The organism is Cellulomonas sp. plas2, assembly GCF_057221735.1.
This window is the reverse complement of sequence record NZ_CM170155.1, coordinates 471063-495850: the sequence shown is the minus strand read 5'-3', so window position 1 is coordinate 495850 and position 24788 is coordinate 471063. Positions and strand designations below refer to the sequence as shown.

21 protein-coding genes are annotated in these 24788 nt (G+C 70.6%); 11 read left to right on the top strand and 10 right to left on the bottom strand.

The features are described from left to right. Positions 1-85: 85 nt before the first annotated feature. Both AC2TDM_RS02175 and AC2TDM_RS02170 read right to left on the bottom strand, forming a co-directional pair. Entirely contained in the window at positions 86-697 is a 612-nt protein-coding gene (locus AC2TDM_RS02175; protein WP_090033055.1) for a M15 family metallopeptidase, read from the bottom strand. Between the two features lie 290 nt (positions 698-987). After that, positions 988-1212, bottom strand: coding sequence for a heavy-metal-associated domain-containing protein (locus tag AC2TDM_RS02170; protein ID WP_090033053.1), 225 nt, complete (start codon positions 1210-1212; stop codon positions 988-990). A gap of 283 nt (positions 1213-1495) precedes the next feature. Between AC2TDM_RS02170 and AC2TDM_RS02165 the strand changes: the two genes are divergently transcribed. Continuing rightward, complete coding sequence (locus AC2TDM_RS02165) at positions 1496-3994, top strand: heavy metal translocating P-type ATPase (RefSeq protein ID WP_484635688.1); 2499 nt, start codon at positions 1496-1498, stop codon at positions 3992-3994. A 193-nt stretch (positions 3995-4187) separates the two neighbouring features. Here the strand turns inward: AC2TDM_RS02165 and AC2TDM_RS02160 are convergent, their stop codons facing one another. Together AC2TDM_RS02160 and AC2TDM_RS02155 are read right to left on the bottom strand one after the other, a co-directional pair. After that, positions 4188-5243, bottom strand: a complete 1056-nt coding sequence (locus AC2TDM_RS02160) for a sensor histidine kinase (RefSeq protein ID WP_484635687.1) — start codon at positions 5241-5243, stop codon at positions 4188-4190. 68 nt (positions 5244-5311) lie between these two features. Further along, positions 5312-6040, bottom strand: a complete 729-nt coding sequence (locus AC2TDM_RS02155; RefSeq protein WP_484635686.1) for a response regulator — start codon at positions 6038-6040, stop codon at positions 5312-5314. A gap of 239 nt (positions 6041-6279) precedes the next feature. On the opposite strand from AC2TDM_RS02155, the gene AC2TDM_RS02150 reads away from it, so the two are divergent. The 7 genes from AC2TDM_RS02150 to phoA all read left to right on the top strand — a co-directional run bounded on the left by AC2TDM_RS02150 (position 6280) and on the right by phoA (position 12928). After that, positions 6280-6711: a hypothetical protein gene (locus tag AC2TDM_RS02150; protein WP_484635685.1), complete on the top strand. Its 432-nt coding sequence runs from the start codon at positions 6280-6282 to the stop codon at positions 6709-6711. Between the two features lie 214 nt (positions 6712-6925). Continuing rightward, positions 6926-8167 (top strand): IS256 family transposase, encoded by a 1242-nt coding sequence (locus tag AC2TDM_RS02145; RefSeq protein WP_484635275.1) that lies wholly within the window; start codon positions 6926-6928, stop codon positions 8165-8167. A 609-nt stretch (positions 8168-8776) separates the two neighbouring features. Continuing rightward, positions 8777-9136, top strand: coding sequence for an ArsR/SmtB family transcription factor (locus AC2TDM_RS02140; RefSeq protein WP_373308393.1), 360 nt, complete (start codon positions 8777-8779; stop codon positions 9134-9136). Then, a complete protein-coding gene (locus AC2TDM_RS02135; RefSeq protein ID WP_090033051.1) occupies positions 9133-9783 on the top strand; it encodes a cation diffusion facilitator family transporter in 651 nt (216 codons plus the stop codon). Before AC2TDM_RS02140 ends, AC2TDM_RS02135 begins: the two co-directional genes overlap by 4 nt. After that, on the top strand, positions 9773-10441 hold the full coding sequence (locus tag AC2TDM_RS02130) for a methyltransferase family protein (RefSeq protein ID WP_090033049.1): 669 nt from the start codon (positions 9773-9775) through the stop codon (positions 10439-10441). Before AC2TDM_RS02135 ends, AC2TDM_RS02130 begins: the two co-directional genes overlap by 11 nt. Continuing rightward, entirely contained in the window at positions 10438-11358 is a 921-nt protein-coding gene (locus AC2TDM_RS02125) for a cation diffusion facilitator family transporter (RefSeq protein ID WP_090033048.1), read from the top strand. Before AC2TDM_RS02130 ends, AC2TDM_RS02125 begins: the two co-directional genes overlap by 4 nt. A 166-nt stretch (positions 11359-11524) precedes the next feature. Then, positions 11525-12928, top strand: a complete 1404-nt coding sequence (phoA, locus tag AC2TDM_RS02120; protein ID WP_239078665.1) for an alkaline phosphatase — start codon at positions 11525-11527, stop codon at positions 12926-12928. 49 nt (positions 12929-12977) lie between these two features. On the opposite strand, the gene AC2TDM_RS02115 is transcribed toward phoA, so the two are convergent. From AC2TDM_RS02115 to AC2TDM_RS02090, 6 genes are all read right to left on the bottom strand, one after another. Beyond that, a complete protein-coding gene (locus AC2TDM_RS02115) occupies positions 12978-13910 on the bottom strand; it encodes a CE1 family esterase (protein ID WP_175499496.1) in 933 nt (310 codons plus the stop codon). Then, complete coding sequence (gene mprF / locus AC2TDM_RS02110) at positions 13907-16642, bottom strand: bifunctional lysylphosphatidylglycerol flippase/synthetase MprF (RefSeq protein WP_484635684.1); 2736 nt, start codon at positions 16640-16642, stop codon at positions 13907-13909. The genes AC2TDM_RS02115 and mprF overlap by 4 nt, the downstream gene beginning before the upstream one ends. 69 nt (positions 16643-16711) lie before the next feature. Then, a complete protein-coding gene (gene resB, locus AC2TDM_RS02105) occupies positions 16712-18424 on the bottom strand; it encodes a cytochrome c biogenesis protein ResB (protein ID WP_090033044.1) in 1713 nt (570 codons plus the stop codon). 215 nt (positions 18425-18639) lie between these two features. Further along, the gene (locus AC2TDM_RS02100; protein ID WP_484635683.1) at positions 18640-19272 is read right to left on the bottom strand and encodes a DUF305 domain-containing protein; all 633 of its coding nucleotides are present in this window, start codon (positions 19270-19272) and stop codon (positions 18640-18642) included. Between the two features lie 89 nt (positions 19273-19361). Then, positions 19362-19997: a thioredoxin-like domain-containing protein gene (locus tag AC2TDM_RS02095; protein WP_090033040.1), complete on the bottom strand. Its 636-nt coding sequence runs from the start codon at positions 19995-19997 to the stop codon at positions 19362-19364. A gap of 110 nt (positions 19998-20107) precedes the next feature. Next, positions 20108-21502 (bottom strand): M23 family metallopeptidase, encoded by a 1395-nt coding sequence (locus tag AC2TDM_RS02090; RefSeq protein ID WP_139224421.1) that lies wholly within the window; start codon positions 21500-21502, stop codon positions 20108-20110. 74 nt (positions 21503-21576) lie between these two features. Here AC2TDM_RS02090 and AC2TDM_RS02085 point away from each other — a divergent pair, with 74 nt between their 5' ends. The 3 genes from AC2TDM_RS02085 to AC2TDM_RS02075 all read left to right on the top strand — a co-directional run bounded on the left by AC2TDM_RS02085 (position 21577) and on the right by AC2TDM_RS02075 (position 24785). Further along, complete coding sequence (locus tag AC2TDM_RS02085) at positions 21577-22593, top strand: cytochrome c oxidase assembly protein (RefSeq protein WP_090033037.1); 1017 nt, start codon at positions 21577-21579, stop codon at positions 22591-22593. A gap of 129 nt (positions 22594-22722) precedes the next feature. Then, a complete protein-coding gene (locus AC2TDM_RS02080) occupies positions 22723-23964 on the top strand; it encodes an IS256 family transposase (protein WP_484635682.1) in 1242 nt (413 codons plus the stop codon). A 299-nt stretch (positions 23965-24263) separates the two neighbouring features. Further along, a complete protein-coding gene (locus tag AC2TDM_RS02075; protein WP_239078662.1) occupies positions 24264-24785 on the top strand; it encodes a flagellar basal body-associated FliL family protein in 522 nt (173 codons plus the stop codon). Positions 24786-24788 lie beyond the last annotated feature (3 nt).

Here is a 24788-nt window from a genome sequence, read left to right as displayed (position 1 = left end):
GGGGCGGCGCGTCAGTCGATGTCCGACGCAACTGTGCGCGGTCGGCTGGCCGGGCGCCGGTCGCGATAGGAGCCAGGGCCTGCGGTCAGGCCTTGAAGACCCAGTGCCACGGCTCGCGGGGGGTGTCCTCCACAAAGCCGAAGCGGTCGGCGTTCGCACGCATCCAGGTCTGCGCACGTGCGTCGAGGTCCAGGTCGACCGCCACAGCCCAACCGTGCGGGCTCGTTCCCGGTGCGGCCGCCAAGCCGCCCTGGGAGTACAAGCCCTTGCGCTTGACCAGGTCGACCTGCGCTGCGTAGGAGCGGTAGGAATCGGTGATGCCGATGCTGACACCATCTCGAGCGGCAGCCGCCAGGAGCTTCTCGAGGGCCTCACCTGCCGGCGCCCACAACCGGTGCCCGGTGTCCCCGACCTCCTGCAGCGCGCTGGTCGGGACGTTGCCGTTCCCGAACTTCGCCAGATCCGCCGGGACCCCTTGGGCGTTCCGCAAGGACGAGGTGGACGACGACGACCGGACGGCCTGGTCCAGGGCGTCAGCGAAACCTGTCCCCGTGGCGACCGCACCCGCGCTGCCGGCGGAGCCGGACGGCGACGACGAGGCCACCCCACCGACGGAGGCCGAGGCATAGCCGAGCGGACCGCCGATCAGGGCCTGGATCTCCGCCATCCGCTGCCCGATGCGCGAGATGCTGTCCATCGCTCTTCGTCCTCCCCAGATCCGCGCGGCGAACCAGCCGCCACGACCGCGAGACGCGGGACGCGCGGTCCGAGGACAACTTGCTCCTGGTACCACCCTCGAGCGGGCTCGACGCCCTATGCCTATCGACAGCACTCCTGTACCGCTTGAATATCCCTGCCGCCGAGGCGTTCGGCGCCCGCATCAGGGCGTCCTCATCGCCCCTTCGACAGGAACATCCGTGCCAGCGGTACCAGACCGAACACCACCGGCACGGCAAGCCCTGCCACGCGCCGACCCGCTCGCACTGATCACGCCGTGGCGTCCACCACCTCGTAGCCGGCCTCACCCACAGCGGTCCTCACCACTGACTCCGGTACGGGTGCCTCGCTGACGACGGTGACCTGAGAGATCCCGCCCTTGATCAGATCCACGTCCACTGCGCTGACACCACCGATCTTGCCCACTTCCTCGGTCACAGAAGCTACGCAGTGGCCGCAGGTCATCCCGGTGACGGCATACGTCGCGGTGCTCATCGCTGCTCCTCTGGCATCAAGGGGACGCCGATGCGTCCTTCTTCGTCGTCATCCCTATACCCCCAGGGGGTATTGGCGCGACCCGTAGCCGCGCGGCTTGTTGCCGCGTCCGTCCTGCGCAGCGCAATGACCAGCGCGAGCACCGAGTCCCCGGCCGACGCCTTCATCGAACCTTCATGGCGCCGGGGAAGCCTCGCGACCACGCTGGAGTTGTGCGGCTTGATACCCCCTAGGGGTATCGAGGGACGGCGACGTAGCGGCGTCTTCTACGAGGGAGCGGATCGTGAAGCAACTCAGCTCAGCAGTGCTCAATGTGGCAGGACTGCACTGGGCCACCTCCGAGCGCATCGTGGAGCGGACGCTGCTCCGACGTCCCGGGGTCGTCTCCGTCGAGCCCAGCGCCGCGTCGCAGACCGCAACCGTCACGTACGACCCAGACCAGACGACCCTGGCCCAGCTACGCGACTGGGTGAGCGAGTGCGGCTTCCACTGCTCCGGACAGTCCGTGCCCGAGCACCTGTGCCACCCCCTCGCCGAACCGAGGACCGCGATCGCACACGTCGCGCCCGCCGGCGTGGATCGGCACGGCGATCCTGCACACGCGGCGGTGAGCAACCCACTTCACGCAGCACCCTCGCAACGTCACGGCCCATCGCAGGAGACCGTCATGGCAAGCGCCGTTCCCACAGCAATGCCGACCCAGACGCCCCACCACGCCGCCGAGCATGACGCGGCGCCCACTGCTCACGACGCGATGGGACACGGCGGTCACCACGGGGGCGGGTCCATGGCGGACATGGCCCGCGACATGCGCAACCGCCTCGTCGTGGCGGCGCTGCTGTCCATCGCGATCCTGCTGTGGTCACCCATCGGCCGCGAGGTGCTCGGCTTCGACGCTCCGGCCCCGTTCGGGCTGCGCGACGACGTGTTCTCGCTGCTGCTGTCGATCCCGGTCGTCTTCTACTCGGCGTGGATCTTCTTCGACGGTGCCGCTCGAGCTCTCCGCGCACGCACGCTGGACATGATGGTGCTCGTCGCGGTGGCCGTCGGCGCCGGCTGGCTCTACAGCGTGGTCGTGACCCTGACCGGCGGCGGCGAGGTCTTCTACGAGGCCGCCAGCGTGCTGACCACCTTCGTGCTCCTGGGCCACTGGCTGGAGATGCGGGCGCGCGGTGGCGCCAACGACGCGGTGCGCACACTGCTCGAACTGGCGCCATCCCAGGCCCTGGTGATCCGTGACGGGCACACGGTCGAGGTCCCCACCTCCCAGGTCCAGGTGAGGGACCTGCTCCTCATCCGTCCCGGTGCGAAGGTGCCCACCGACGCGGTCGTCGAGCAAGGCGAGTCAGAGGTCGACGAGTCGATGGTCACGGGCGAGTCGCTACCCGTGGCCAAGGGGCCCGGCGCGAACCTCATCGGCGCGTCCATCAACACCACCGGCGCCCTGCGCGCCCGGGCCACTCGGGTCGGCGCCGACACAGCGCTGGCCCAGATCGTGCAGCTCGTGCAGCAGGCCCAGAACTCCAAGGCGCCCGGCCAGCGCCTGGCGGACCGCGCTGCGTCCTGGCTCGTCTTCGTCGCCCTCGCCGGCGGCGCCGTGACATTCGCGGCCTGGACGCTGGCCGGGGCAGGGCTGGCACAAGCCATGCTGTTCGCCATCACCGTGGTGGTCGTCACCTGCCCCGACGCCCTCGGTCTGGCAACGCCGACGGCCATCATGGTGGGCACGGGCCTGGGTGCTCGTCGAGGTGTCCTGTTCAAGAACGCCACGGCGCTCGAGGCCACCGCGCGCATCGACACGGTGGTCTTGGACAAGACGGGAACCTTGACCAAGGGGGAGCCGGAGGTCACCGACGTGGTCGCGGCCGGCCTGGAGGAACAGGAGATGCTGGCTCTGGCTGCGGCTGTCGAGCGCGAGTCGGAGCACCCGCTGGCACGGGCCGTCGACCGCTACGCCCGGCAGCAGGGGCTGCCCACGCTCGCTGCGACCGACTTCGTCAACAAGCCCGGGCACGGCGCTTCTGCCTCGGTGGGGCACCATCGCGTGCTGGTCGGCAACCGCCGGCTGATGGACAGCGAGCAGATCCGCCTGGGGGAGCTGGACGAGCGACGGGCGGCGCTGTCGGCCTCTGGCCGCACCGTGGTCCTGGTCGCCGTCGACGGTCGCGCCGTCGGCGTCATCGCCCTGGCGGATGCCGTCCGGGAGAGCGCCGGCGCGGCCGTGACATCACTGCACGAGGCCGGTGTCCGGGTCGTCATGCTGACGGGCGACAACGAGGCCACAGCCCGCCGCATCGCGGGCCAACTCGGGATCGATTGGGTCATCGCGGAGGTCCTGCCGCAAGACAAGGCGACGCACGTGGGCCAGCTGCAGCAGATGGGCAGGAAGGTCGCGATGGTGGGTGACGGCGTCAATGACGCCCCGGCTCTCGCGCAGGCGGATGTCGGTATCGCGATCGGCGCCGGAACCGACGTCGCCATCGAGACCGCGGACGTCGTGCTGATGCGGTCGGACCCGCTCGATGTCCCGATCGCCATGCGCATCGGTCGAGCGACCATGCGTAAAGAGCACCAGAACCTGGCCTGGGCCATCGGGTACAACGCGATCGCCCTGCCGATCGCTGCTGGCGTGTTCTTCTCTGCCTGGGGTCTCATGCTGCGGCCGGAGATCGCCGCCCTGTCGATGTCCGGCTCGACCGTCATCGTCACCGTCAACGCGCTGCTGCTCAAGCGGCTGCGACTGCCACGGCAGCAGGACCACCACGCAGGGCCGCCGGCCTGAGAGGGCGCGGCCAGCGCCGACGTCGCACTGCCCTGCCGCCCGTCGGTGTGGGACGTGGCGCGGCCCTGGCGAGTGGCGAGGGCGATGATGCTCGCGACGGTGTCGCTGACGCCCGGCGTACACCGGCACACCGGCCCGCCGAGTCGCATCAGCGGTGACCTACCTCGCGGTGCGCCGAGCCGTTTGCGCGGATTCAGGCGCCCGGCAGGGCCAGGGTGAAGGTCGCCCCCCTGCCGGGGCCGGCGCTGGCCGCGGTGATGGTGCCGCCATGCGCTTCCGTCAGGGCCTTGCTGATCGCCAGGCCGATCCCCGACCCACCTCGGCCACGATCGCGTGCGGTGTCCGCACGGTAGAACCGTTCGAAGATGTGCGGCAGGTGCTCGGACGCGATGCCCTCGCCGGTGTCCGCTACTGCCAGCACCACCCGCTCACCCGGACCGCGGTCGGCAGACAGCACGATCGTGCCGCCGGCGCCGGTGTGTCGGATCGCGTTCGCAACGAGGTTGTCCAGCACCTGGGCGATCCGCGTGCGGTCCACCGCAAGCGGCCGCAGCCCGTCCGCGATCTTGACCTCGAGGTCGACGCCCGCGACCGCGGCGCGTTCACCGGCCGCAGCAGCGACGGCGCGAAGCAGGGCGTCAGCAGGTACGGGCTCCAGATCCAGAGTCAGGTCCCCAGCTTCTGCACGGGTGACGGCGGACAGGTCCTGCGCCAGCCGGGTTAGGCGCGCCGCCTGCTCGCGAAGAACGGCGATGGTGGTCTGGTCCAGCGGCTGCAGGCCATCCTCGACGGCCTCCAAGTAGCCCGCGATCGTCGCCACCGGGGTCCGCACCTCGTGCGCCACGTCGGCCAGCAGCCGCGCTCGAAGACGGTCGGCCTCGTGCAGCCGGTCAGCCATGGCGTTGAAGGAGCGGGCGAGGTTGTCGAACTCCGCTCCCAGACCCGGGTCCGGGACGCGGGACTCGTACGCACCGGCCCCCACACGTGCTGCGGCCGTGGACACCGCCGCCAGAGACCGGCCGATACGGCGGGTCAGCACCACGCTGACGGCGGCGGCGGCGAGGGCTGCGGCGCCAAGAGCCAGGGCAAAGGAAACGGTGCTGGCGTCACGGAACGCCTGCTCGGCGTGGAGAACAGCAGCGTCATGGTCCTGCAGGCCGGCGCGGAGCATGTGGTCGTGGAACAGTCCTGGCCCCAGGGCGGACGCCACCAACCCCGCGGTGATCGCTGCCGTGGCCAGCACGGTCACCAGGGCTGCGAGAAGGCGAGCGGCAAGTCCGTGCCTGGCCAACGGCGGGCGGCGTGTTGCGGCAGTCGTCATGTGCCGGTTCCGATGCGGTACCCGACGCCGCGCACCGTGCGGACGTAACGCTGGGCATTAGCCGTGTCGCCCAGCTTCTGGCGCACGTGCAGCACGTGGACGTCGACGAGGTGCTCATCTCCGACCCACCCGGCGCCCCATACGGTGTCGATGAGGGCGCGACGGTCGAAGACCCGCCCCGGCTTGGCCGCCATGGCCGCCAACACGTCGAACTCGGTGCGAGTCAGCGGTACCACCCGCCCGGCGCGGTGCACCTCCCGGGCCTCAACGTCGATGCGCAGGTCCCCGATTTCCAGGACCTCGCTGGCCGGTGGGACGGCGCTCGCTGCGCGGCGCGGACGTCGCATCAGGGCAGCAACCCGAGCCATGAGCTCGCGCGGACTGAACGGCTTGGTCATGTAGTCATCCGCGCCGACGGACAAGCCGACCAAGGTGTCGACCTCTTCCGTGCGGGCGGTGAGCATCACGACGTAGCAGTCAGAGAACGCGCGCAGCTGCCTGCACACCTCCACCCCATCCAGTCCTGGCAGACCCAGATCGAGCACGACCAGGTCAGGGTCCACCTCGCGGAGCAGATCGACAGCCCTGGCGCCGTCGTGGCACACGGTCGTCGCGTACCCCTCGCGCTCGAGATACCCAGCGACGAGACGCGCCAGCGCCTCCTCGTCGTCGACGACGACAGCGCGGCGGGCGGGGGAGGAGGTCGATGCGGTCACAGGGATCATCTTGTCCGTCGCGACTCCCGAGCTACCGCTGCGCCGAGCCGGGCTCCGGCCCTTCATCGAACCTTGACCAGACCCGAACGTAGATGCACGGCATGCGAGAGGCGACGACTCCCTCTGTCGACACTGATCCAGTGCGAGGTTGGCCACCGCCACCACTCTGGAGCACCGGCCGTTCCCGTCACCCCTGCACCGCGCACGCGCTCGAGCCAGGCAGTGTGGGTGACACGTACTGTCGGTCCGTGCCCGCCGATCCCACCGCCACGCCTGTGAGCCGTGTCCCCGGGCTGACCGCGTGCTCCTTGTGCGCCGGCGAGACCCTTGGTGACAGCGATCCTCTGCCGGGCGGGCAGATGGAGCGGCTACGCCGTCTGACCAGGGAAGACCTTGCCCGGCTGACGTTGGTGGAGTGCCTCGACGAGTGCAACCGCGGCGACGTCGTGGTGGTCAGGCCGGCACCGGGCCACCGCCGGGCTGGCACCACGCCGGTCTGGTTCGAACGTCTCGCCGGTGACCGCGCGACGGGTGCGCTGGCGACCTGGCTGCGCGAGGGCGGATTAAGCGCAGGACCGCCTCCAGCTCAACTTGCCCATCTGGTGATCAACCGGCCCGGGCCAGGAGACGACGACCAGTCGGCGGTGCGCTCGGCTCAGTCGACCACCACCACCACCTAGTCGTCTCGGCCGTAGTCCCCCGGTGATGGCGGCGCCCTGAGACTTCCGCGCCTCTCGCCTGCTGCGGGCCTAAGGATGAGTATTGGCCAGAAGTGGCGTCCCGCAGAGTGGTGTGCGAGCCCGGCCCTGGTGAGGGCGTCGTCGTAGACGTGTAGGCGGTCACCGCGTGATTCTTCGAGAGACCTACCAAGTCGACTCGAGAGAAGGACCCGCGATGACCGCTGGACCCAGTCTGGACCCTGCCCGCTTCTTGCACGAGCACCTGGCCACCGCCAGCCCCGATCTGCTGCGTGAGCTGCTCGGCGTCTTCATCGACACTCTGATGGGTGCTGAGGCGGACGCGATCTGCGGCGCCGAGTACGGTGCCCGCAGCACCGAGCGGGTCAACACCCGCAACGGCTACCGGCATCGGGACTTCGACACCCGGGTCGGCACGATCGACGTGGCGATCCCCAAGCTGCGCGCCGGGACCTACTTCCCGGACTGGCTGCTGGAGCGCCGACGCCGGGCCGAGGCGGCCCTGACCTCGGTGGTCGCGACCTGCTACCTCCTGGGCGTCTCGACCCGGCGGATGGACAAGTTGGTCGAGTCCCTCGGGATCACCCGGCTGAGCAAGTCGCAGGTCTCACGCATGGCCGCCGACCTCGACGAGCAGGTCGCCGCGTTCCGCACCCGCCCACTGGACGCCGGCCCCTACACGTTCGTTGCCGCCGACGCCCTGAGCGTGAAGGTCCGTGAGGGCGGACGCGTCGTCAACATCGCGGTCATGGTCGCCACCGGTGTCAACAACGACGGGCACCGGGAGATCCTCGGCATCGACGTCTCGACCGCCGAGGACGGCGCCGGGTGGCTGGCGTTCTTCCGGGACCTGACCGCCCGGGGCCTGACCGGCGTGAAGCTGGTGACCTCCGACGCGCACTCCGGGCTGGTCGCCGCGATCGGTGCGACCCTGCCCGGGGCGACCTGGCAGCGGTGCCGCACCCACTACGCCGCGAACCTCATGAGCACCTGCCCTAAGAGCTCCTGGCCGTGGGTCAAGACCATGCTGCACTCCGTCTACGACCAGCCCGACACCGACGCGGTACACGCCCAGTTCGACCGGCTCCTGGACGCCGTCGCCGACAAGCTCCCGGCCGTCGCGGACCACCTCGAGGCCGCCCGGGCCGACGTCCTGGCGTTCACGTCCTTCCCCAAGGAGGTCTGGCGCCAGATCTGGTCCAACAACCCCAACGAGAGGCTGAACAGGGAGATCCGCCGGCGCACCGACGTCGTGGGAATCTTCCCCGACCGCACCTCGATCATCCGCCTGCTCGGCGCCGTCCTGGCCGAGCAGCACGACGAATGGGCCGAGGGACGCCGCTACCTCGCACTGGACGTCCTTGGCCGCGCCCGCCTGACCGCCGTCCCCGACCCGCAGGAGGTCACCCCGCCCCAACTCCCGGCGCTCAGCGCCTAACCAATGAAGGTCACGCGGCAGCCGTCACACACCACGACCGGGGACTTGACCCAGCCAGACGCGGCCGCTGCCTCCTGCGACCTCGGCCTAGCGGCTTCGTCGGACTCGGTCGCCTGCGAGCATGTGGCGCATGATTCACGGGCTCGGCGACGGCGGCCTCACGCGACTCAACGAGCTCGCAGGCGCCTTGGTCCTGGCGGCGATGCTGCCGTCAGCTACAAGGATGGACGGCGCTACCCGGATCCCCTAAGGGATGTGCACATAGGAGCCTTGCCGGCGGCGAGCTTCTCAGCGACGCCGGCTTTGGCCGCTGGATGCCACTTTGACGCCTGCCAGGAAGTTGACCAGTCCGACGGCACGACTGGCACGTGCAGAACGATGTGGTCGTCGACCTCTTTGCGTATCAGTTCGCGGACGTTGGCACTCTAGAAGAACAGGTGGCCTCGGCGAGGGACGCAATGACGACTGTGTAGTTCCCTCCAACGGCGCCCAGCAGGAGCGTCAGCACGCCTCTGACGCACCCATCGCTGGGGCTGGTGTCGGATGCGCGGCAGCCCCTAACATCGTCTCGTGGCGATGCTAACAGGGGTCCGGGCGAGTACGAACGACGTGAGTGGCGAGGTCGAAGCGGCGGCGCTGACGGCTGCAGCCTGCTTGTTCCACGGATTCTCGGACCCTTCCCGGCTGGTGATCGTCCGGCACCTCGCGCTGGGGGAGCACCGGGTGGTGGACCTCACGGCGCACCTCGAACTGGCGCAGAGCACGGTCTCGAAGCACCTCGCCTGCTTGCGCGATTGCGGCCTGGTCAGCTCTCGACCCCAGGGGCGAGCTTCGTTGTTCTCGTTGAACCACCCCGAGCAGGTCCTGAACCTGCTCGGTGCCGCCGAGGAGTTGTTGGCGGTGACCGGGGACGCGGTCGCGCTGTGCCCTACGTACGGCGCGGCTTCGGTCGAGGGGCGGCAGCGGTGAGCGGACCTGCGTCGTCGCTGACCGCCGTTCAGACCGAAGCCCTCACCCGGCGAGGACTGCGACTGGCGCAGTTCACGGTTGCCTACAACGTCCTGGAGGGCGCTGTCGCGATCACCGTCGGGGTCCTGGCCGGGCTGGTGTCCGTCATCGGCTTCGGTATCGACTCCGGCATCGAGTCGATCGCCGCCGTCCTGGTCGGGTTGCGCCTCGCCGCTCGGCTGCGTCACGGGCACGCCGACGAAGCGAAAGAGCGGCGCGTGCTGCGGGCCGTCGCCGTCACGTTCTTCCTGCTCGCCGGCTACGTCACCGTCGAAGGCATTCGTGCACTCCTCGGCAGCGAGGAGCCGGACACCTCTCCGGTCGCGCTGGTCCTCCTGGCCACCTCCATCGTCGTGATGCCGGTGCTGGCTGCGGCCAAGACCCGTGTCGGGCGCGCGCTCGGCGACAACCTGATCCTGGCCGACGCCGCCGAGACGCGGATCTGCGTGCTGCTGTCGATCTCGACGCTGGCCGGGGTTGGTCTGTACGCGCTGACAGGCGCCGCCTGGCTGGACCCCGTCGCCGGCTTCGTCATCGCCGCCTTCGCCGTCCACGAGGGCAAGGAGGCCTGGGAGGGCGAGCTGGTGGAGGACGACGATGACGACTGACCGTGCAGGCCTGGTCGCCCTGGTGCTCTACGCCATCGGGTGCGCCGCAACCTTCGGCTGGCGTAGCTACGTGCACCGTCGACGGACCGGCAGCGCCGGCTTCCGCGGCATCAGCGGGCCGGCCGGTTCGGCGGGCTGGTGGGGCGGGGTGCTGTTCGTGGTGGCGCTCGTTGCCGGAGCACTCGGTCCCGCTCTGGCTGCGGCAGGAGTGCTGCCCGCTCGTGAGTCGACCACTGTTGTTCGCGTCGTCGTGGGCGCCTTGCTGGCACTGGTGGGCTTCGTCCTGGTGCTGGCAGCGCAGGGCGCGCTGGGGTCGTCTTGGCGGATAGGGGTCGACCTTTCCGAACGGACCGCGTTGGTCACCGACGGGTGGTTCTCGCGGGTGCGCAACCCGGTCTTCAGCGCGATGGTCGTCGCCCTGGCCGGGATCGCGCTGGTGATCCCGACGGTCCTGACCGTCGCGGCGCTGGTGGCCCTCGTACTGGCGGTCCAGCTGCAGGTGCGGTGCGTCGAGGAGCCCTACCTGCGTGCGGTCCACGGTGCGACCTACCTCCGGTACGCCGGCACCGTGGGCCGCTTCGTCCCCGGTCTGGGTCGGTATCCCCGAGCGGGAACTGACTCGGCGACCGCGTCGTTCACAGGAGGAGACGTGCCATGAGCGCCGGACACAACCATGGCGCGGCCGCCACGGCCACCGGTCAGCATCGACGTCGGATGCTCGCCGTGCTCGTCATCACCTTGTCGATCGTCGGGATCCAGGTCGTCGGCGGGCTGGCCTCGGGGTCCCTGGCATTGCTGGCCGATGCCGGGCATATGTTCACCGACGCCAGCGGTGTGGCGATCGCTCTCGTCGCGGCGTCACTGGCGGCGCGCCCGGCCACCACCGCTCGCACCTTCGGATTGATGCGCGCCGAGATCCTGGCTGCGCTGGCCAACGCGGTCCTGCTGGCCGTGCTGGCGATCTGGGTCATCGTGGAGGCGTTGCAGCGGTGGAACGACCCGCCCGAGGTCTCCACCGGGGTGATGCTGCTTGTCGCGGTCGTTGGCGCCGCCGCCAACCTGGTCTCCTTGCTGCTGCTGCGTGGTGGGCAGGGGCAGAGCCTGAACGTGCGCGGCGCCTACTTGGAGGTAATGGGCGATCTGCTCGGCTCCGTGGCGGTGATCATCGCCGGCATCGTCATCGCCACCACCGGCTACGTGCGCGCCGATGCCATCGCCTCCATCGCCATCGGCGTCCTGATCCTGCCGCGGGCGTGGTCTTTGCTGCGCGAGGTGCTGGACGTCCTGCTCGAGGCCACTCCTCGCGGCATTGATCTGGACAGGGTGCGCGAGCACATGAGCGAGGTGCCGGGCGTGCTCGACGTGCACGATCTGCACGCCTGGACCATCACGAGCGGCGTGCCCGCGCTGTCTGCGCACGTGACGGTCGATGCCGAGTGCCTGGCCCAGGACCGCAGCGGACAGGTCCTGGACGCGCTCGGGCAGTGCCTGGGCGAGCACTTCGACACCGCCCACTGCACGTTCCAGCTGGAGCCGGCCGGGCACCGCGACCACGAACCCGCCCCTCACGCATGATCGAGAGCGGGGCACAACGCGCACAGCACGTGGGCGGTTCCCGCAGCGGCGGTCGTTCACCCGCTCCTTGCTCGACGGTCACCTCGTGGTGGCCCGCTCCTCGTTCGGACGGGATGTGATCAGTCTCGGCATTTCGCCGCAGGACGGACACGTCACGAGGAGAGCCATGAGCAAGCGAGTCACCAGCCCGGTGTTGGTCGCGGCCGTCGCAGGGTCGATGGTCATCGGCGGGGCCGGCGCCTGGGCGGCGGTCGGCGGACTGAGCGGGAACGGCGACGCGCGCCGCACCACCACCGCCGACAACACGCAGGAGGTCCGCGCGCAGATCTCCGGCAAGTACGCCAAGAACGTGATCCTGCTCGTCGGCGACGGCATGGGTGACTCCGAGATCACGGTCGCACGCAACTATGCCAAGGGCGCCGCTGGGGAGTTCGCGGGCATCGATGCCCTGCCCTTCACTGGTCAGTACACGACGTACTCCCTGGACCGCGAGACCGGGCTGCCCGACTACGTCCCGGACTCGGCCGCCACCGGCTCGGCCTGGGCCACGGGGACCAAGACCTACAACAACGCCGTCTCCGTGGACCTGGAGGGCCAGCCGCAGCAGACGATCCTGCAGCTCGCGAAGGCGAACGGCCTCAAGACCGGCAACGTCTCGACCTCAGAGATCCAGGACGCCACCCCGGCCGTCCAGGTCTCCCACGTCTCGCTGCGCAGCTGCTACGGCCCCGAGCGCACCTCGACGAACTGCCCGGAGAACGCGCTGGAGAACGGCGGCCTGGGGTCCATCTCCGAGCAGCTGCTCGACACCCGCGCCGACGTCACCTTCGGCGGCGGCGCGACCTCCTTCCAGGAGGTCGCCAAGGCCGGCGACTGGGCCGGCCAGACGCTGTTCGAGCAGGCCGACGCCCGCGGCTACCAGCTGGTCGGCGACCAGACGCAGTTCGAGGCGCTGACCAGCGCTGACGACGACGCCCCCGTCCTCGGTCTGTTCGCCGACGGCAACCTGCCCGTGCGCTGGCAGGGCCCCCTGGCCACCGTCACGGGCGGCGCCGAGGAGCCGGTCACCTGCACCGAGAACCCCGAGTACGGCACCGCGCCCACCCTGGCCGAGATGACGACCAAGGCGATCGACCTGCTCGAGAACGACAAGGGCTTCTTCCTGCAGGTCGAGGGCGCCTCCATCGACAAGCAGGACCACGCCGCCAACCCCTGCGGCCAGATCGGTGAGACGGTCGACCTCGACGAGGCCGTGCAGGTCGCGCTCGAGTACGCCAAGACCGCCGGCGACACCCTCGTCGTCGTCACCGCCGACCACGCCCACTCCAGCCAGATCGTCTACCCGGGCAGCACCACCCCCGGTCTGACGCGCACGCTCCTGACGGCGGACGGTGCGCCCATGACGATCGCCTACGGCACCGCCGAGGAGGGCGACTCCCAGGCCCACACCGGCGCCCAGGTCCGCATCGCCGCCTTCGGCCCCCGCGCGACCAACGTGCTCGGCCTGACCGACCAGACCGACCTGTACTTCACCATGCGCAACGCGCTGCGTCTGCAGCCGGCCAGCTGACGAGAACCCACGTGGCAACAGCCCCGGTCCTCCGCAATGGCCGGGGCTGTCACGTCCGGCACGAAGGTGCGCCGACGCCGAGCAGCCGTGCAACCAGGTCCGCGGTCGGCACGGCGGCCGTGCGCCCGAGACGCGCAGGTGCGCGTCGGGGCCCGGGGATCGTGTGCCCGCCGCGGTGGACCGTGACCAGCACGACCGGCGGCAGCCCGTCCTGGGCGTACGTCAGGTGCTCCACGTGCGTACCCCGGGTCGCCGCCCACCGCCCCTGCTTCGGTGCTGCCAATAGATCCGGTGGAGTGAGGACGGGCGTGGCGAGGATGCCGTTGCGGCGAGCCAGGTAGGCAGCCGTAGCCGGGGCCGACAAAGCGGTGCCGTCGACCTGGAAGACCACTCGCACCCACCACGGCACACGGCCGCCGCCGTAGGGCACGACGCGGTCCGCCGTGCCGTGCAGCAGCAGCACCGGGACCGGTCGGGTCGCAGGGCCGGCGGGTAGCAGGAAGTCCTGCGGCACGGGCATGGTCATGGCCACGACGGCAGCACCGGCGAGCGGGGACTCTCCCTCGTGGAGCAGGCGCAGCGCCATCAGACCGCCGTTGGAGTATCCGACGGCATGCACGCGGCGAGGATCGATGTGGTGCGTGAACGTCAGCAGGTCGACCACGGCGCGCACGAAGGCCACGTCGTCCACATCACGACGACGTGCCGGGAACCGGTTGTGACGCCGCGCGTCGTTCCAGTTCCCCCGGTAGCCGTCGAGGTAGGCGAGGACCGCGCCGTCGCGGGTGGCGAGTACCTCGAGCGCCGCCCCCGTGACGCGACGCAGACCGGAGCCGCTCTGGCCCGACCCGTGCAGGGCGAGCACCAGGTCTCGCCCCGGCGGTCCCTCGCGCGACCCGACGACGACCAGCGTCCGATTGAGGGACCCGACGCGGATCCCGACGCGGTCCGCCGCGTCGGACGTCCGCCGCGCGTGCGTCACGCCGGTTGGTCCGCGGGCACGTCCGCCTCGGCGCGAGGGGCGGGAACCGCCGTGGACATCGTTCCCGCTCGTGGTGCCCAGGCCCGCCGGCGTGCCTGAGCCGAGGCCGAGTGCCACAGCTGGCGAGCCGCCTCGGCGTCGATGGTGCGCAGCCCCGCGGACATGCCACCGACCCCGCCGCCGATGAGGGTCGCGACGTCGAGCATCGTCTTGGGGAAGGCCGGCCCTGGCCGGGCGGCGACGTGACGCTCCTCCCACCGCGGGTGAAAGCACTCCTTGAAGTGCCGCACGCCGCGAAAGTTGTAAAAGGCGTCGCCATGAGCAAAGACGCGCCTGCCGATGCGATCCCACACCGGTGCCGTCGCGTCGGTGCGCAGCCCCGACAGCGGCGCCATGCCGAGGCTGAAGGTCGAGTACCCGCGCTCCTTCGCCCAGAGCATGACCTCCAGGAACAGGTAGTTCATGACGTTGGGCACCTCCGTGCGCACCTGGCGCATGAGATCGATCGCAACCTCGCCCTCACCGTGCCCCACCCACAACGTGGCGAAGGCGATGACCCGGCCCTCGCGCCGCACAACGGCTAGGGGGAACCGCATCACGTAGTCGTCCTCGAACGGGCCGAGCGAGAACCGCTTCTCCGACGCGCGGCGTCCGGCCAGCCACTGGTTGGAGACGGCTCGCAGCTCGGGCAGCAGGGGGCGGACGGCCTCGGGCGCAAGGATCTGGACGCTGCACCCGGCGCGCTCGTTGATGCTGCGCCAGCGCCGCATCTTCACGCGGTCGCGGCCCGCCAGGCCGAATGACCGCAGGTCGATGAGGGCTTCCTCGCCGAGCTTGCTCAGGCCGAGGCCGAGCTCGCGGTAAAGGGGAGCCAAGGAGTCGCCGACGGCGTACAGCACCGGTCGCCCGTCGTGCCTCTCGGCCTGCTGGACGAAGGCGGTCAACAGCTCCTGGAACTGGGTGGGGTCGCCGACGGGGTCGCCCATGGTGACCCAGCTGCGGCCCTGCACCTGGTACATGAGGAACGCGTCGCCCCTGGCGCTGAACAGCAGACGCTTGTCACCGGTGAAGGCCAGGTGAGCGGAAGCTTTGCCGAAGCGGGCGATGACGTCCTCGGCGCGGGCTAGGTCGTCAGGGCCACCCGTGGCAGGGCCGGGCACCACGGGGGCGAGCAGACGCGCGCCCGCCACGAGGACACCGGCAAGCCCGACGGCCGCGGCGAGGCGGACGGACACGGGATGCGCGCCGTCGAGGACGATCGCAAACCCCGAGCCCTCGTCCTGGGTCGAGGAGGTGTGCCAGGCGAACCAGGACATCGCTGTCGCGGCGGCACCCGTGGCCACGGCGGACCAGGTCCAGCCTCGCGAGTGGGTGAAGACGTGGCTGCGCCGATCGAAGACCCGGGCCGCCGCCGCCAAAGCGCCGAGCAGGCCCAGCGACACCAGGCCCGTGATCGGGGCCTGCAGGACCAGGCACAGGGCGGTCATCAGCACAAGCACCAGCAGGGTGCCTAGCCACGCCTCCCGCAGGCGTCGACGCAGACCCAGGGCGAGCAGCACAAGACCCACCCCGAGCAGGCCAACCCCCGGCCGCGGAACGGTCAGCCGGTGCGCCAGGCCGGCGAGGTCACCGGTCACCACAAGGACCGCACCCGCACCTGCCACCGCGACGGCGAGGACTCTCGGCGCCCAGACACACAGGTGCTGCGCGAGGTCGACCCGCGGGCGTCGGGAGCGCCCGGCGTGTCCGCGCCGTGCCTCGAGGACGGCGAGCACGGCGGCGCCCAGCAGCAGCGGCACCGCGTAGTAGATGAGCCGGAAGGCCACCAGTGCCGGCGCCAGGACAAGCGGGTCCACAGACGTTGCCAGCAGGACGAGCAGGACGGCTTCGAAGACGCCGACACCGCCCGGCACGCTGCTGAGCAAACCCAGGAGCGTGGCGATGGCGAAGGCGGCGGCGAAGGGGAGGAACGGGACCTGCGAGCCGACCGGCAGCAAGAACCACAGTGCCGCCGCCATGGTCGCGATCTCGAGCGTCGAGAGCAGCACCTGGGCCACGGCGAGCGGGCGCGCCGGCCGGTTGATCCGCACGTCCTGCCAGCGCAGGGGTCGCCCGCCGCGGCGTGCCCACGCCACGTAGCCGATGAGGGCCACCGTCAGCGAGGCGCCGCCGGCGCCGACCAGCGACGGGCTCACGCGGAGCGCTTCCCCGACCCGTCCGGGTGCGGAGATCATGCCGAGGGCGGACAGCGCTGCTAAGCCCAGCGCCAGGGTCACCGCGTTGAACCCCACGAGGCGGGCGATCACGGCGGCAGGGACCTGCCACGCGGCGTAGACGCGGGCACGCAGCACGGCACCGACGACCGCCGATGCTCCCGTCGAGTTGGCGACGGCGGTGGCCACGAACGAGGCCGCCGCGTACCGCCGGTACCGCAGCGGGTGCTCGACGTACCGCAGCGCAAGGGCGTCGTATCCGGTCATCGCGACGTACGAGACCACCGTCGCCACGGTAGCCAGCACCAGGGCTGGGGCGCCGATCGCTGCGACGTCGCTGGGCAGCTGCGACCACCGGTACCCCTCGAGAGTGCGATCCAGCTGCAGGAGGGCTACCCCGAGCACGCCGACCACCACGACCGGACTCAGTCCCCGACGTAGCCGGTGCCCACGAGGCCCACGTGCTGCATGCGGCCCCTGCAGGACGGCAGGAGTCAGGGGCGCGGTGGTCGTCTCCATAGCACCGGACAGATCGTCAGCCGTCCCACCGAGGTGAAGGATCGGTCGGCAAGGGCTGGCGGCGACCCCCTACCTGCCAGGGGTGGCGAGGGCAGCGCGTAGGAGGCGCTCGACGTCGTGGCCCAGGTGGATGTCCTCGCCGCGCGCCAGTCCCGCGGCAGTGACGAGCGTGCCCGTGCTGGCCGGATGCGGGCCGGCGCGCAGCCACAGTCGTCGCCGGGGGGCGAACAGAGAGATGCCCAATCCGGCGAAGGCCGACAGTGCGAAGGTCAGGACCCATCCCAGGGCCGGGTCGTGCCGCAAGTCGAAGGCGGCGAAGCGCGGGAGGTCCTCGAACGTCAGGGTGCCTTGCCCGTCCGGCAGGTCGACGCTGTCCCCGGGTCGCAGGTACAGGGTCACCGGTCGGCCCTGCCCGTCCAGGATCTGCCGCATCCGGGACTCGTCCAGCTGGTACACGTTCTGCGGGACACCGGTGTCCAGGCCGAGGTTCCCCGTCCACACCGACAGCACCAGGAGCGGGTCGAGAGGCTCGGGGCGGACCGAGCGCCACAGCTGGGGTCCGTACTGCTCGGCCGTCGGCAGCAGGTAGCCCACCAGGCCCAACTGCTCCTGCTCGGCGGAGACGTCCGGGACCTTGATAACCCCGCGCGAGGTGTAGACGGCGTCTTGGGGCAGGAACGGCACTGATCCGGAGAAGGCCACCTCGCCCGAGGCGTCCCGGACGGTGACCTGCGGGGCGTACCCGTTGCCCATGAGATAGACGGTGGCACCACCGGCCTTGATGGGGTTGTTCACCGTGATCGACGTGGCCTGGGGCGCCTGCCCCGGCTCCGTCACCGTGACGTCGGCGCGGAAGAAGCGCGACTGCAGCGTCTCCTCGTCGAAGCGGGATTCGAACCGGTCCAGACGCAGCGTGAAGGGCACGAGGCTGTCGGACGCGAACGCCGTGCCCTGCTCGAAGGTGTCGTAGTTGACCACGGCGTTGGCGAACCCGCGGCCCTGGATCACGAGCTCCTGGCCGCGGTAGTGCAGCATCTGACCGGTGGCGACCGCGACCAGCAGCCCCACCAGTGACAGGTGGAACAGCAGGTTGCCGCTCTCGCGCAGGTAGCCGCGCTCGGCGCTGACCGACCAGGTTCCGGCGCCCTCGTCGAGCACCTGGACGCGGTGACGAGGCACAAAGCGCAGGAGAGGCCATCCGGCGCGCAGATCGGCGTGCGCTCGGGCCACGACGTCCTGCGGCGAGGCCGCGGTCCTGGCGCGACCGTGGGCCGGGAAGCGGTCGAAGCGGCGCGGGGTGCGCGGAGGCCGGGCGCGCAGCGCCGTCAGGTGAGCGCGTGAGCGCGGCACGATGCAGCCGACCAGCGATGTGCTGAGCAGCAGGTAGATCGCCGAGAACCAGACCGAGGAGTACACGTCGAAGAACCCCAGACGGTCCAACCACGGGCCAGTGGTGGGGTGCTCGTCGACATACTCCACGACCGCGACGGGATCCTGGGCGTTCTGCGGGAAGATCGTCCCGGGTACGGCCGCCACCGCCAGCAGCATCAGCAGCAGCAGGGCCGTACGCATGCTCGTCAGCTGGCGCCAGGCCCACCGGCCCCAGCCCAGCCAGCTCAGCTGGGGCAGCTGCGGCCGCCCGTCCGGGCGCTGCTCGCGCTCATCCGTCGCGGCGACCAAGGGCGCACTGGAGGTCGCGGCGTTGCCGAGCGCCGGCGACGCCACTTCCTCGGGCGCCAGTGCGTCCTGGAGGCCCTCCGGTCGGTACGGACGTGTCGCCATCTCCGCTGTCGTCCCTCGAGGTCAGCTCTGCTGCGGGACTGACGCGGACGCCGTAGGCGCCGGTGAAGGCGTCGCTGCAGCGCGGCGCAGCTCCTCGGCCCAGTCCAGCCCGGCCCGCACGCCCCACCCCAGTCCCAGCAGCACCGCCACGCCCAGGATCACCACAGTGCGCAAAAGGTGGTCTCCACCAGCCCTGGTCTGGGACGGCAGGCGCTTCACGACCCGCCGTGTTCCTGCAGCAGGGTGCGCAGCACGTCCAACTCGGCGTTCTGCGACGTCAGGATCCGCTGTGCCAGCGTCCGTACCGGCGTCGTCTCGGCGCGCTCGGCGGCCGCCGTCGCCATCGCCACCCCCGCTTCGTGGTGGGGGATCATCAGCTGCAGGTACGCACGGTCGGCCTCCTCCTCGGCGGCCAGCGTCAGGCGCTGCAGATCCTCCGCACTCGCCATCCCCGGCATCGGGGCGGTCTCGGTCGCCCCGCTGTGGTCCATGCCGCCCGTGCCGCCCATGCCGGCCATTCCTGGCACGGCCTCGCTGGTCATCCACGCCATCGGAGCAGCTGACGACGTCTGGGGCAGCCCCCACTGGACGAGCCAGCCGTACATCTGTCCCGCCTGCTGCTGCTGGGTGAGCAGGACATCGGTGGCCAGGGTGCGCACCTCTGGGTCCCCGGACCGCTCCAGGAGCAGCAGCGACATCTGCACGGCCTGGCTGTGGTGCTGCTGCATGTCTCGGGAGAAGCCGACGTCCACGGACCGGTCGGCCGGCGAGGAGGAGAGGCCGCCGCGAGCGACCCACAGACCGGCCATCGCACCGAGCAGCAGCACGAACAGCAGGGTCCAGGTCACGGCCACGACTTGTAGCGGCCGCCAGCGCCTTCGGCGAGGCTCGTCCTTGAGAGGAGTGGTGCCCTCCTCCGGGGGCGAGAGGGTGTCGCTCATGCCGGGGTGACACCGCCGGTGCAGGGAGCGCCGGGCTCAGGAGTCTGCTCGCCCTGCTGGTACTTCTGCACGAACAGCTCGACCCGCTCGTCCGTGGCCTCGGCCACGGCCAGCTGCACCCCCCAGGCGCTGAGCACCACGGGATCGCTCAGATCCGGGTCTGGGCTCATCAGCGTGTAGGGCTGGTCGCTGACGGTGTCCTGCAGCGCCAGGAGCTGCTCCTCCGGCAGGTCAGGCCGATAGCTGATCCAGACGGCTCCGTGCTCGAGGGCGTGCACGGTCTCCTCGGCCGGCAACGGGCTCTGGTAGACACCGCAGTTGGTCCAGGTCCCCGCGTGGTCACCGCCGACCGGGGGGTCCTGCTCGTAGGACACGGTGCCGCTGACGTGATCCTGGGACAGCCCCTCGTACTCCCGCACACCCTCGATGGGCGCTCCCGCGGCCGCTTCCAGCTGGCTCTGGCTCTGCGCCTCCCGGGCGATCACCCAACCGGCCCCGCCGACCAGCAGAAGGCCCAGGCCGGTCACCGCGGCGATGATGCCGCGCTCGCGCCGCTTCGCCGCGCGCTCTTGCGCCGCACGCATCGCCGCGACCTGTGCTGCCCGTTGCTTGGCCGACTGCCGAATGACCATGGTTCCTTCCACCTGTCGAGTGCGCTCGCGCCCCTAACGAACCGGGTCGCGGCACAGTTCCCCGGCGATGCCATCGCCACTGCGAGCATCTTCGACGGCGATGGGCGGCGTCAGAGGCCGAGGTACGGCGCTGGGTCGGTGGTGGTGCCGTTGCGGTACACCTCCAGGTGCAGGTGGCAGGCACCGGACAACCCGGTGTTGCCGGAGTACCCGATCAGCTGGCCCGCACGGACCTGCTGGCCTGCGCTGACCACGGAGCGGGTCAGGTGGTTGGAGCTGGTCATGAGTGAGGCCCCGGCGACCTGCCCGTAGTCGAGCATGACCTGGTTGCCGAAGCCGTCGCGCCAGGCCGACCAGCGCACCGTGGCGTCCGCCGGGGCGTACAGCGGGGTGTTGCAGTAGGTGCGTAGATCGATGCCCGCGTGCAGCCGGGTGTAGCCCAGGATCGGGTGCAACCGCATGCCGTACCGGGACGTGACGTAGATCGGGTTGATGGAGGTCGGGTTCACGAATCGGGCACCGGAACCGGGGCTCGCAGCAGCGGCAGGCGGCGCAGGAGGCGCAGGCGCCGGCGCTCCTTGCGCTGCGGCTGCCGCGGCGGCAGCGGCAGCAGCCGCGGCAGCGGCCGCCTGCTGCTCGGCGATGATCGCCGCCAGCTCACCTTCGACGGCCGCGCGCTGCTGCTCGGCGACCTGGGCCTCAGCCTCGGCCTGAGCGCGCAGCCCGGTCAGGGTCTGCTCCCGAGCGGTCTGCTCAGCGATGAGCCGCTCGATCTCCGCCTGCCGCTCGGCGGCGACGTCACGGGCCCGGGCGGCCTCGGCAGCGCGGGCGTCGGCCTCGGCCTTGAGGTCGGCCAGCGTGGCGGTGACTGCCTCGAGGCGAGCCTGGGCGTTTCGGCTGGCCGCCTGCAGCTCGGTCAGCTCGGTCAACATGCGTGCCGTGCTGGAGGTGCTGGTCGTGACTGCTCGCGACTGTTCGAGGAAGTCCTCCAGATCGCCCGCGTCGACGACCGCGGCAAGCAGGGGGTCCGAGGGCCCGGACCGGTACATCGAGCGAGCCAGCTCAGCGATCTGATCGCGCGCCTGGCTCTCCTGGCTGCGGGAGGCCGCGATTGTCTCGGTCAGTGCGCTGCGCTGGTCTTGCGCGCTTCTGAGCCGGTCGGCCAGCATCAGCGCCTGGCGGTCCGCGGCGTCGGCCTGGGCCTGAGCCTGGGCGAGCTCGGCTCGCGCAGCCGGCAGTCGAAGCTGGGTCTGCTGCAGCTGCAGGACCGCCTGAGCAAGCTCAGAGCTGAGACCCTCGACCGAGGCCTGCAACTGCTCGACCTGCCCGGCGGCCGCCTCGGCTCGCTGCTGCGCGGCCGCACGACGCTCGTCCAGGTCGTCAGCGACTGCGGGCGCCGGGCCAGCCGGTGCGGCGAGCGTCGCGCAGAGGAGCAGGGAGGTGCACCACGCCACAGCGCGGGCCCTGCCCAGACGTGCCCACGGCGAGCGGCAGGGCTCAGGCATGGCCGGGATGCTAAGCCAGCTACCTTCGAGACGGGCTTGGGACACGGCCGAGCCGGGGCGGGAAGGGGCACCTGATGCTGGGGGAGTTCGACGGGGCCGCGGTCCTGCCGCAACAGGCACCTTCGTTGGCCGCGTACCTGTCGTGGACCTCTCCGCAGCCGGTGCCAGTGCTACCGGCGCTCGGGCTGCTGCTAGTAGTGGCGTACCTGGCCGGTGCAGTGCGGATGTGGCGCGCCGGGCGGCGCTGGCCGGCGCGTGAGAGCGCCCTGTTCTTCCTCGGGTGTCTGGTGCTGATCATCGTGACCGGGGCCGACATCGAGGGTTACGGCTTGGAGATGTTCTCGGTCTTCATGTTCCAGCAGCTGACGCTGATGATCGCCGTCCCGATGCTTCTGGTGCTGGGACGGCCGGGGACGTTGCTGCTCAAGGCCACCCCCACGCAAGGGCGGGGACGGTGGATGCGGGCTGCGGCCCTGCGGGCGTTGCGCTCGTCGGCGGCTCGAGCCGCCGTGCATCCGGCCGTCATGGTGCCCTTGTTCCTGGCTCTGTTCTACGGGGTGTACCTCAGCAGCACCGGCAGCTGGTTGCTGCAGCGCTGGGAGGGGCACCTGGCCCTGGAGGTCATGTTCTTGATCTCGGGGCTGCTGTTCACCGCTCCCGTGCTGTCCACCGACCCGCTGCCACGCCGGCAGGGGCATGGAGCGCGCCTGGCAGACATGGCCGTGGAGATGCCCCTGCACGCCTTTTTCGGGGTGCTCATCATGATGGCCCCGCAGCCCATGGTGGCTGCTTTCGCTCATCCTCCGACGGCCTGGGGGGTCGAGGTTCTCGACGACCAACGGCTCGCCGGTGGCCTTGCGTGGTCGTACGGGGAGCTGCCGAACCTCATCGTGGTGCTGGTGCTGGCCGCGCGCTGGCACCGGGACGAGGAACGCCGCAACCGCGTGAACGACCGCCGCACCGACGACCCTGAACTCGAGGAGTACAACGCCTACCTGCGGTCGCTGGCCGACCGCACTCAAGCGCCCGGTCCGCTGCGCTCAGGCCCTGCCAACGTGTCGGCTCCGACGGACTCAGACCCGAGGCGCTGACGCACCAACAGCCAGTTGAGTCCCCGATAGTGGTGTAGCGCGGGGGCCGTGGTCGTCGTGGACGACGACGCGGTCACCGCGTGATCCTTCGAGTGAACCTTCCACAGCACCCTCGATCGGAGCATCACGATGACCGCACCTCGCATTGTCGACCCTGCCGGCGTCCTGGGCCAGGCCCTGGCCGACGCCTCCCCGGACCTGATGCGTCACCTGCTCGGCACGGTGATCAACAGCCTGTTGTCGGCGGAGGCCGACGCGGTCTGCGGCGCCGAGTGGGGCCAGCCCAGCCCGGACCGGGTGGCCCAGCGCAACGGCTACCGCCACCGGGACCTGGACACCCGGGTCGGCACGATCGATGTCGCGATCCCCAAGCTGCGCACCGGAACCTACTTCCCCGAGTGGCTGCTCGAGCGGCGCAAGCGCGCCGAAGCTGCCCTGATCAGCGTGGTCGCGACCTGCTACCTGCTCGGGGTGAGCACCCGGCGGATGGACAAGCTGGCGCAGTCCCTGGGGATCACCTCACTGTCGAAGTCGCAGGTCTCGCGGATGGCCACCGATCTGGACGCGCAGGTCGCCGCGTTCCGCACGCGTTCCCTCGCCGAGGCCGGCCCGTTCACGTTCGTCGCCGCCGACGCGTTGACGATGAAGGTCCGTGAAGCCGGACGTGTGATCAACGCCGTGGTCCTGGTCGCGACCGGCGTCAACGGTGACGGGCACCGGGAGGTCCTGGGCTGCAAGGTCACCACGAGCGAGACCAAGGAAGCGTGGAACGCGTTCTTTGCCGACCTGGTCGCCCGCGGCCTGGCCGGGGTCCGCCTGGTCACCTCCGACGCCCACGCCGGCCTCGTCGAGGCGATCGCAGCGAACCTGCCCGGAGCATCCTGGCAGCGCTGCCGGACCCACTACGCCGCGAACCTCATGTCCGTCTGCCCGAAGAGCTCGTGGCCGGCGGTCAAGGCCATGTTCCACAGCGTCTATGACCAGCCCGACACGGCCTCGGTCCACGCCCAGTTCGACAAGCTCCTCGACTCCGTCGCCGGCCCGCTGCCCGCGGTCGCCGACCACCTCGACGCCGCTCGCGCGGACCTGCTCGCCTTCACCGCGTTCCCGCGAGAGATCTGGCGCCAGATCTGGTCCAACAACCCCAACGAGCGCCTGAACAAGGAGATCCGCCGCCGCACCGACGTCGTCGGGATCTTCCCCGACCGCGACTCCATCACCCGCCTCGTCGGAGCCGTCCTGGCCGAGCAGCACGACGAATGGGCCGAAGGACGCCGCTACTTCGCCCTCGACGTCCTACACCGCGCCCGCCTCAACCTCATCACCACGGACGCAAAGGAGACCGACCAGCCCCTGGCCCTGACTGCCTGACCAATAGCGGGATCACGCCGAAGCGCTACACCACCTCCAGGGACTTGACCCAACAGCCCCGTTGTCCCCGATAGCCGCGATAGCCGCGATGCGTTTAGGACATGAACGGGCGCACACCGACGGCCGGGCGTCGCCCGACGCACAGACAGGGCGCTTCGCTCCCGCGTCGCGACCCAGGGCGCTGAGCGGTGGATGCCTCACGACCTCCTCGAAGGAGCCGAAAGGAGGGAGAGCAGACCGTAGGGGTGTTCGACTCCAGGAAGCGTCAGGGACGGGACCAAGTGCCAGAGCAGCAGCGCGTGATCGGTGACTCCAGCAAGAAGATCGGCAACTCCCGGCCCGCGCCCACGGCGTCGGCGGACCCGGCAGAGGGCGCTGCCCCGACCCGTAAGGGTCGCGGCAAGAAGCTGCTCATCATGATCGCGGTCGCGGTGCTCGCCGGCGCCGGCGCCGGCTACTGGTTGTTCCTGCGCCCGGCTCCGGCCGAGCCCACAGCCGAGGAGGCGGAGATCGCTGCTGAGGAGGCCGCCGCCGCTGAGCTGGGCGCCGTCCAGCCGGTCGAACCGATCAGCATCAATCTCGCCGACGGGCACTATCTGCGCCTGGGTCTTGGCCTGCAGCTGACGATCGCAGTCGTCGAGGACGTGGATGTCTCCAAGGCCGTCGACAGAGCGATTGCCTTGTTCTCCATGCGCCCGGTGGAGGAGGTCGGCTCTGCCGAGGGCCGCGAGGCGCTCAAGGCCGAGCTGGCCACCCAGTTGGAAGAGGCCTACGAAGGCGAGATCGTCGACGTGTACTTCACGACGTACGTGACCCAGTAAGAG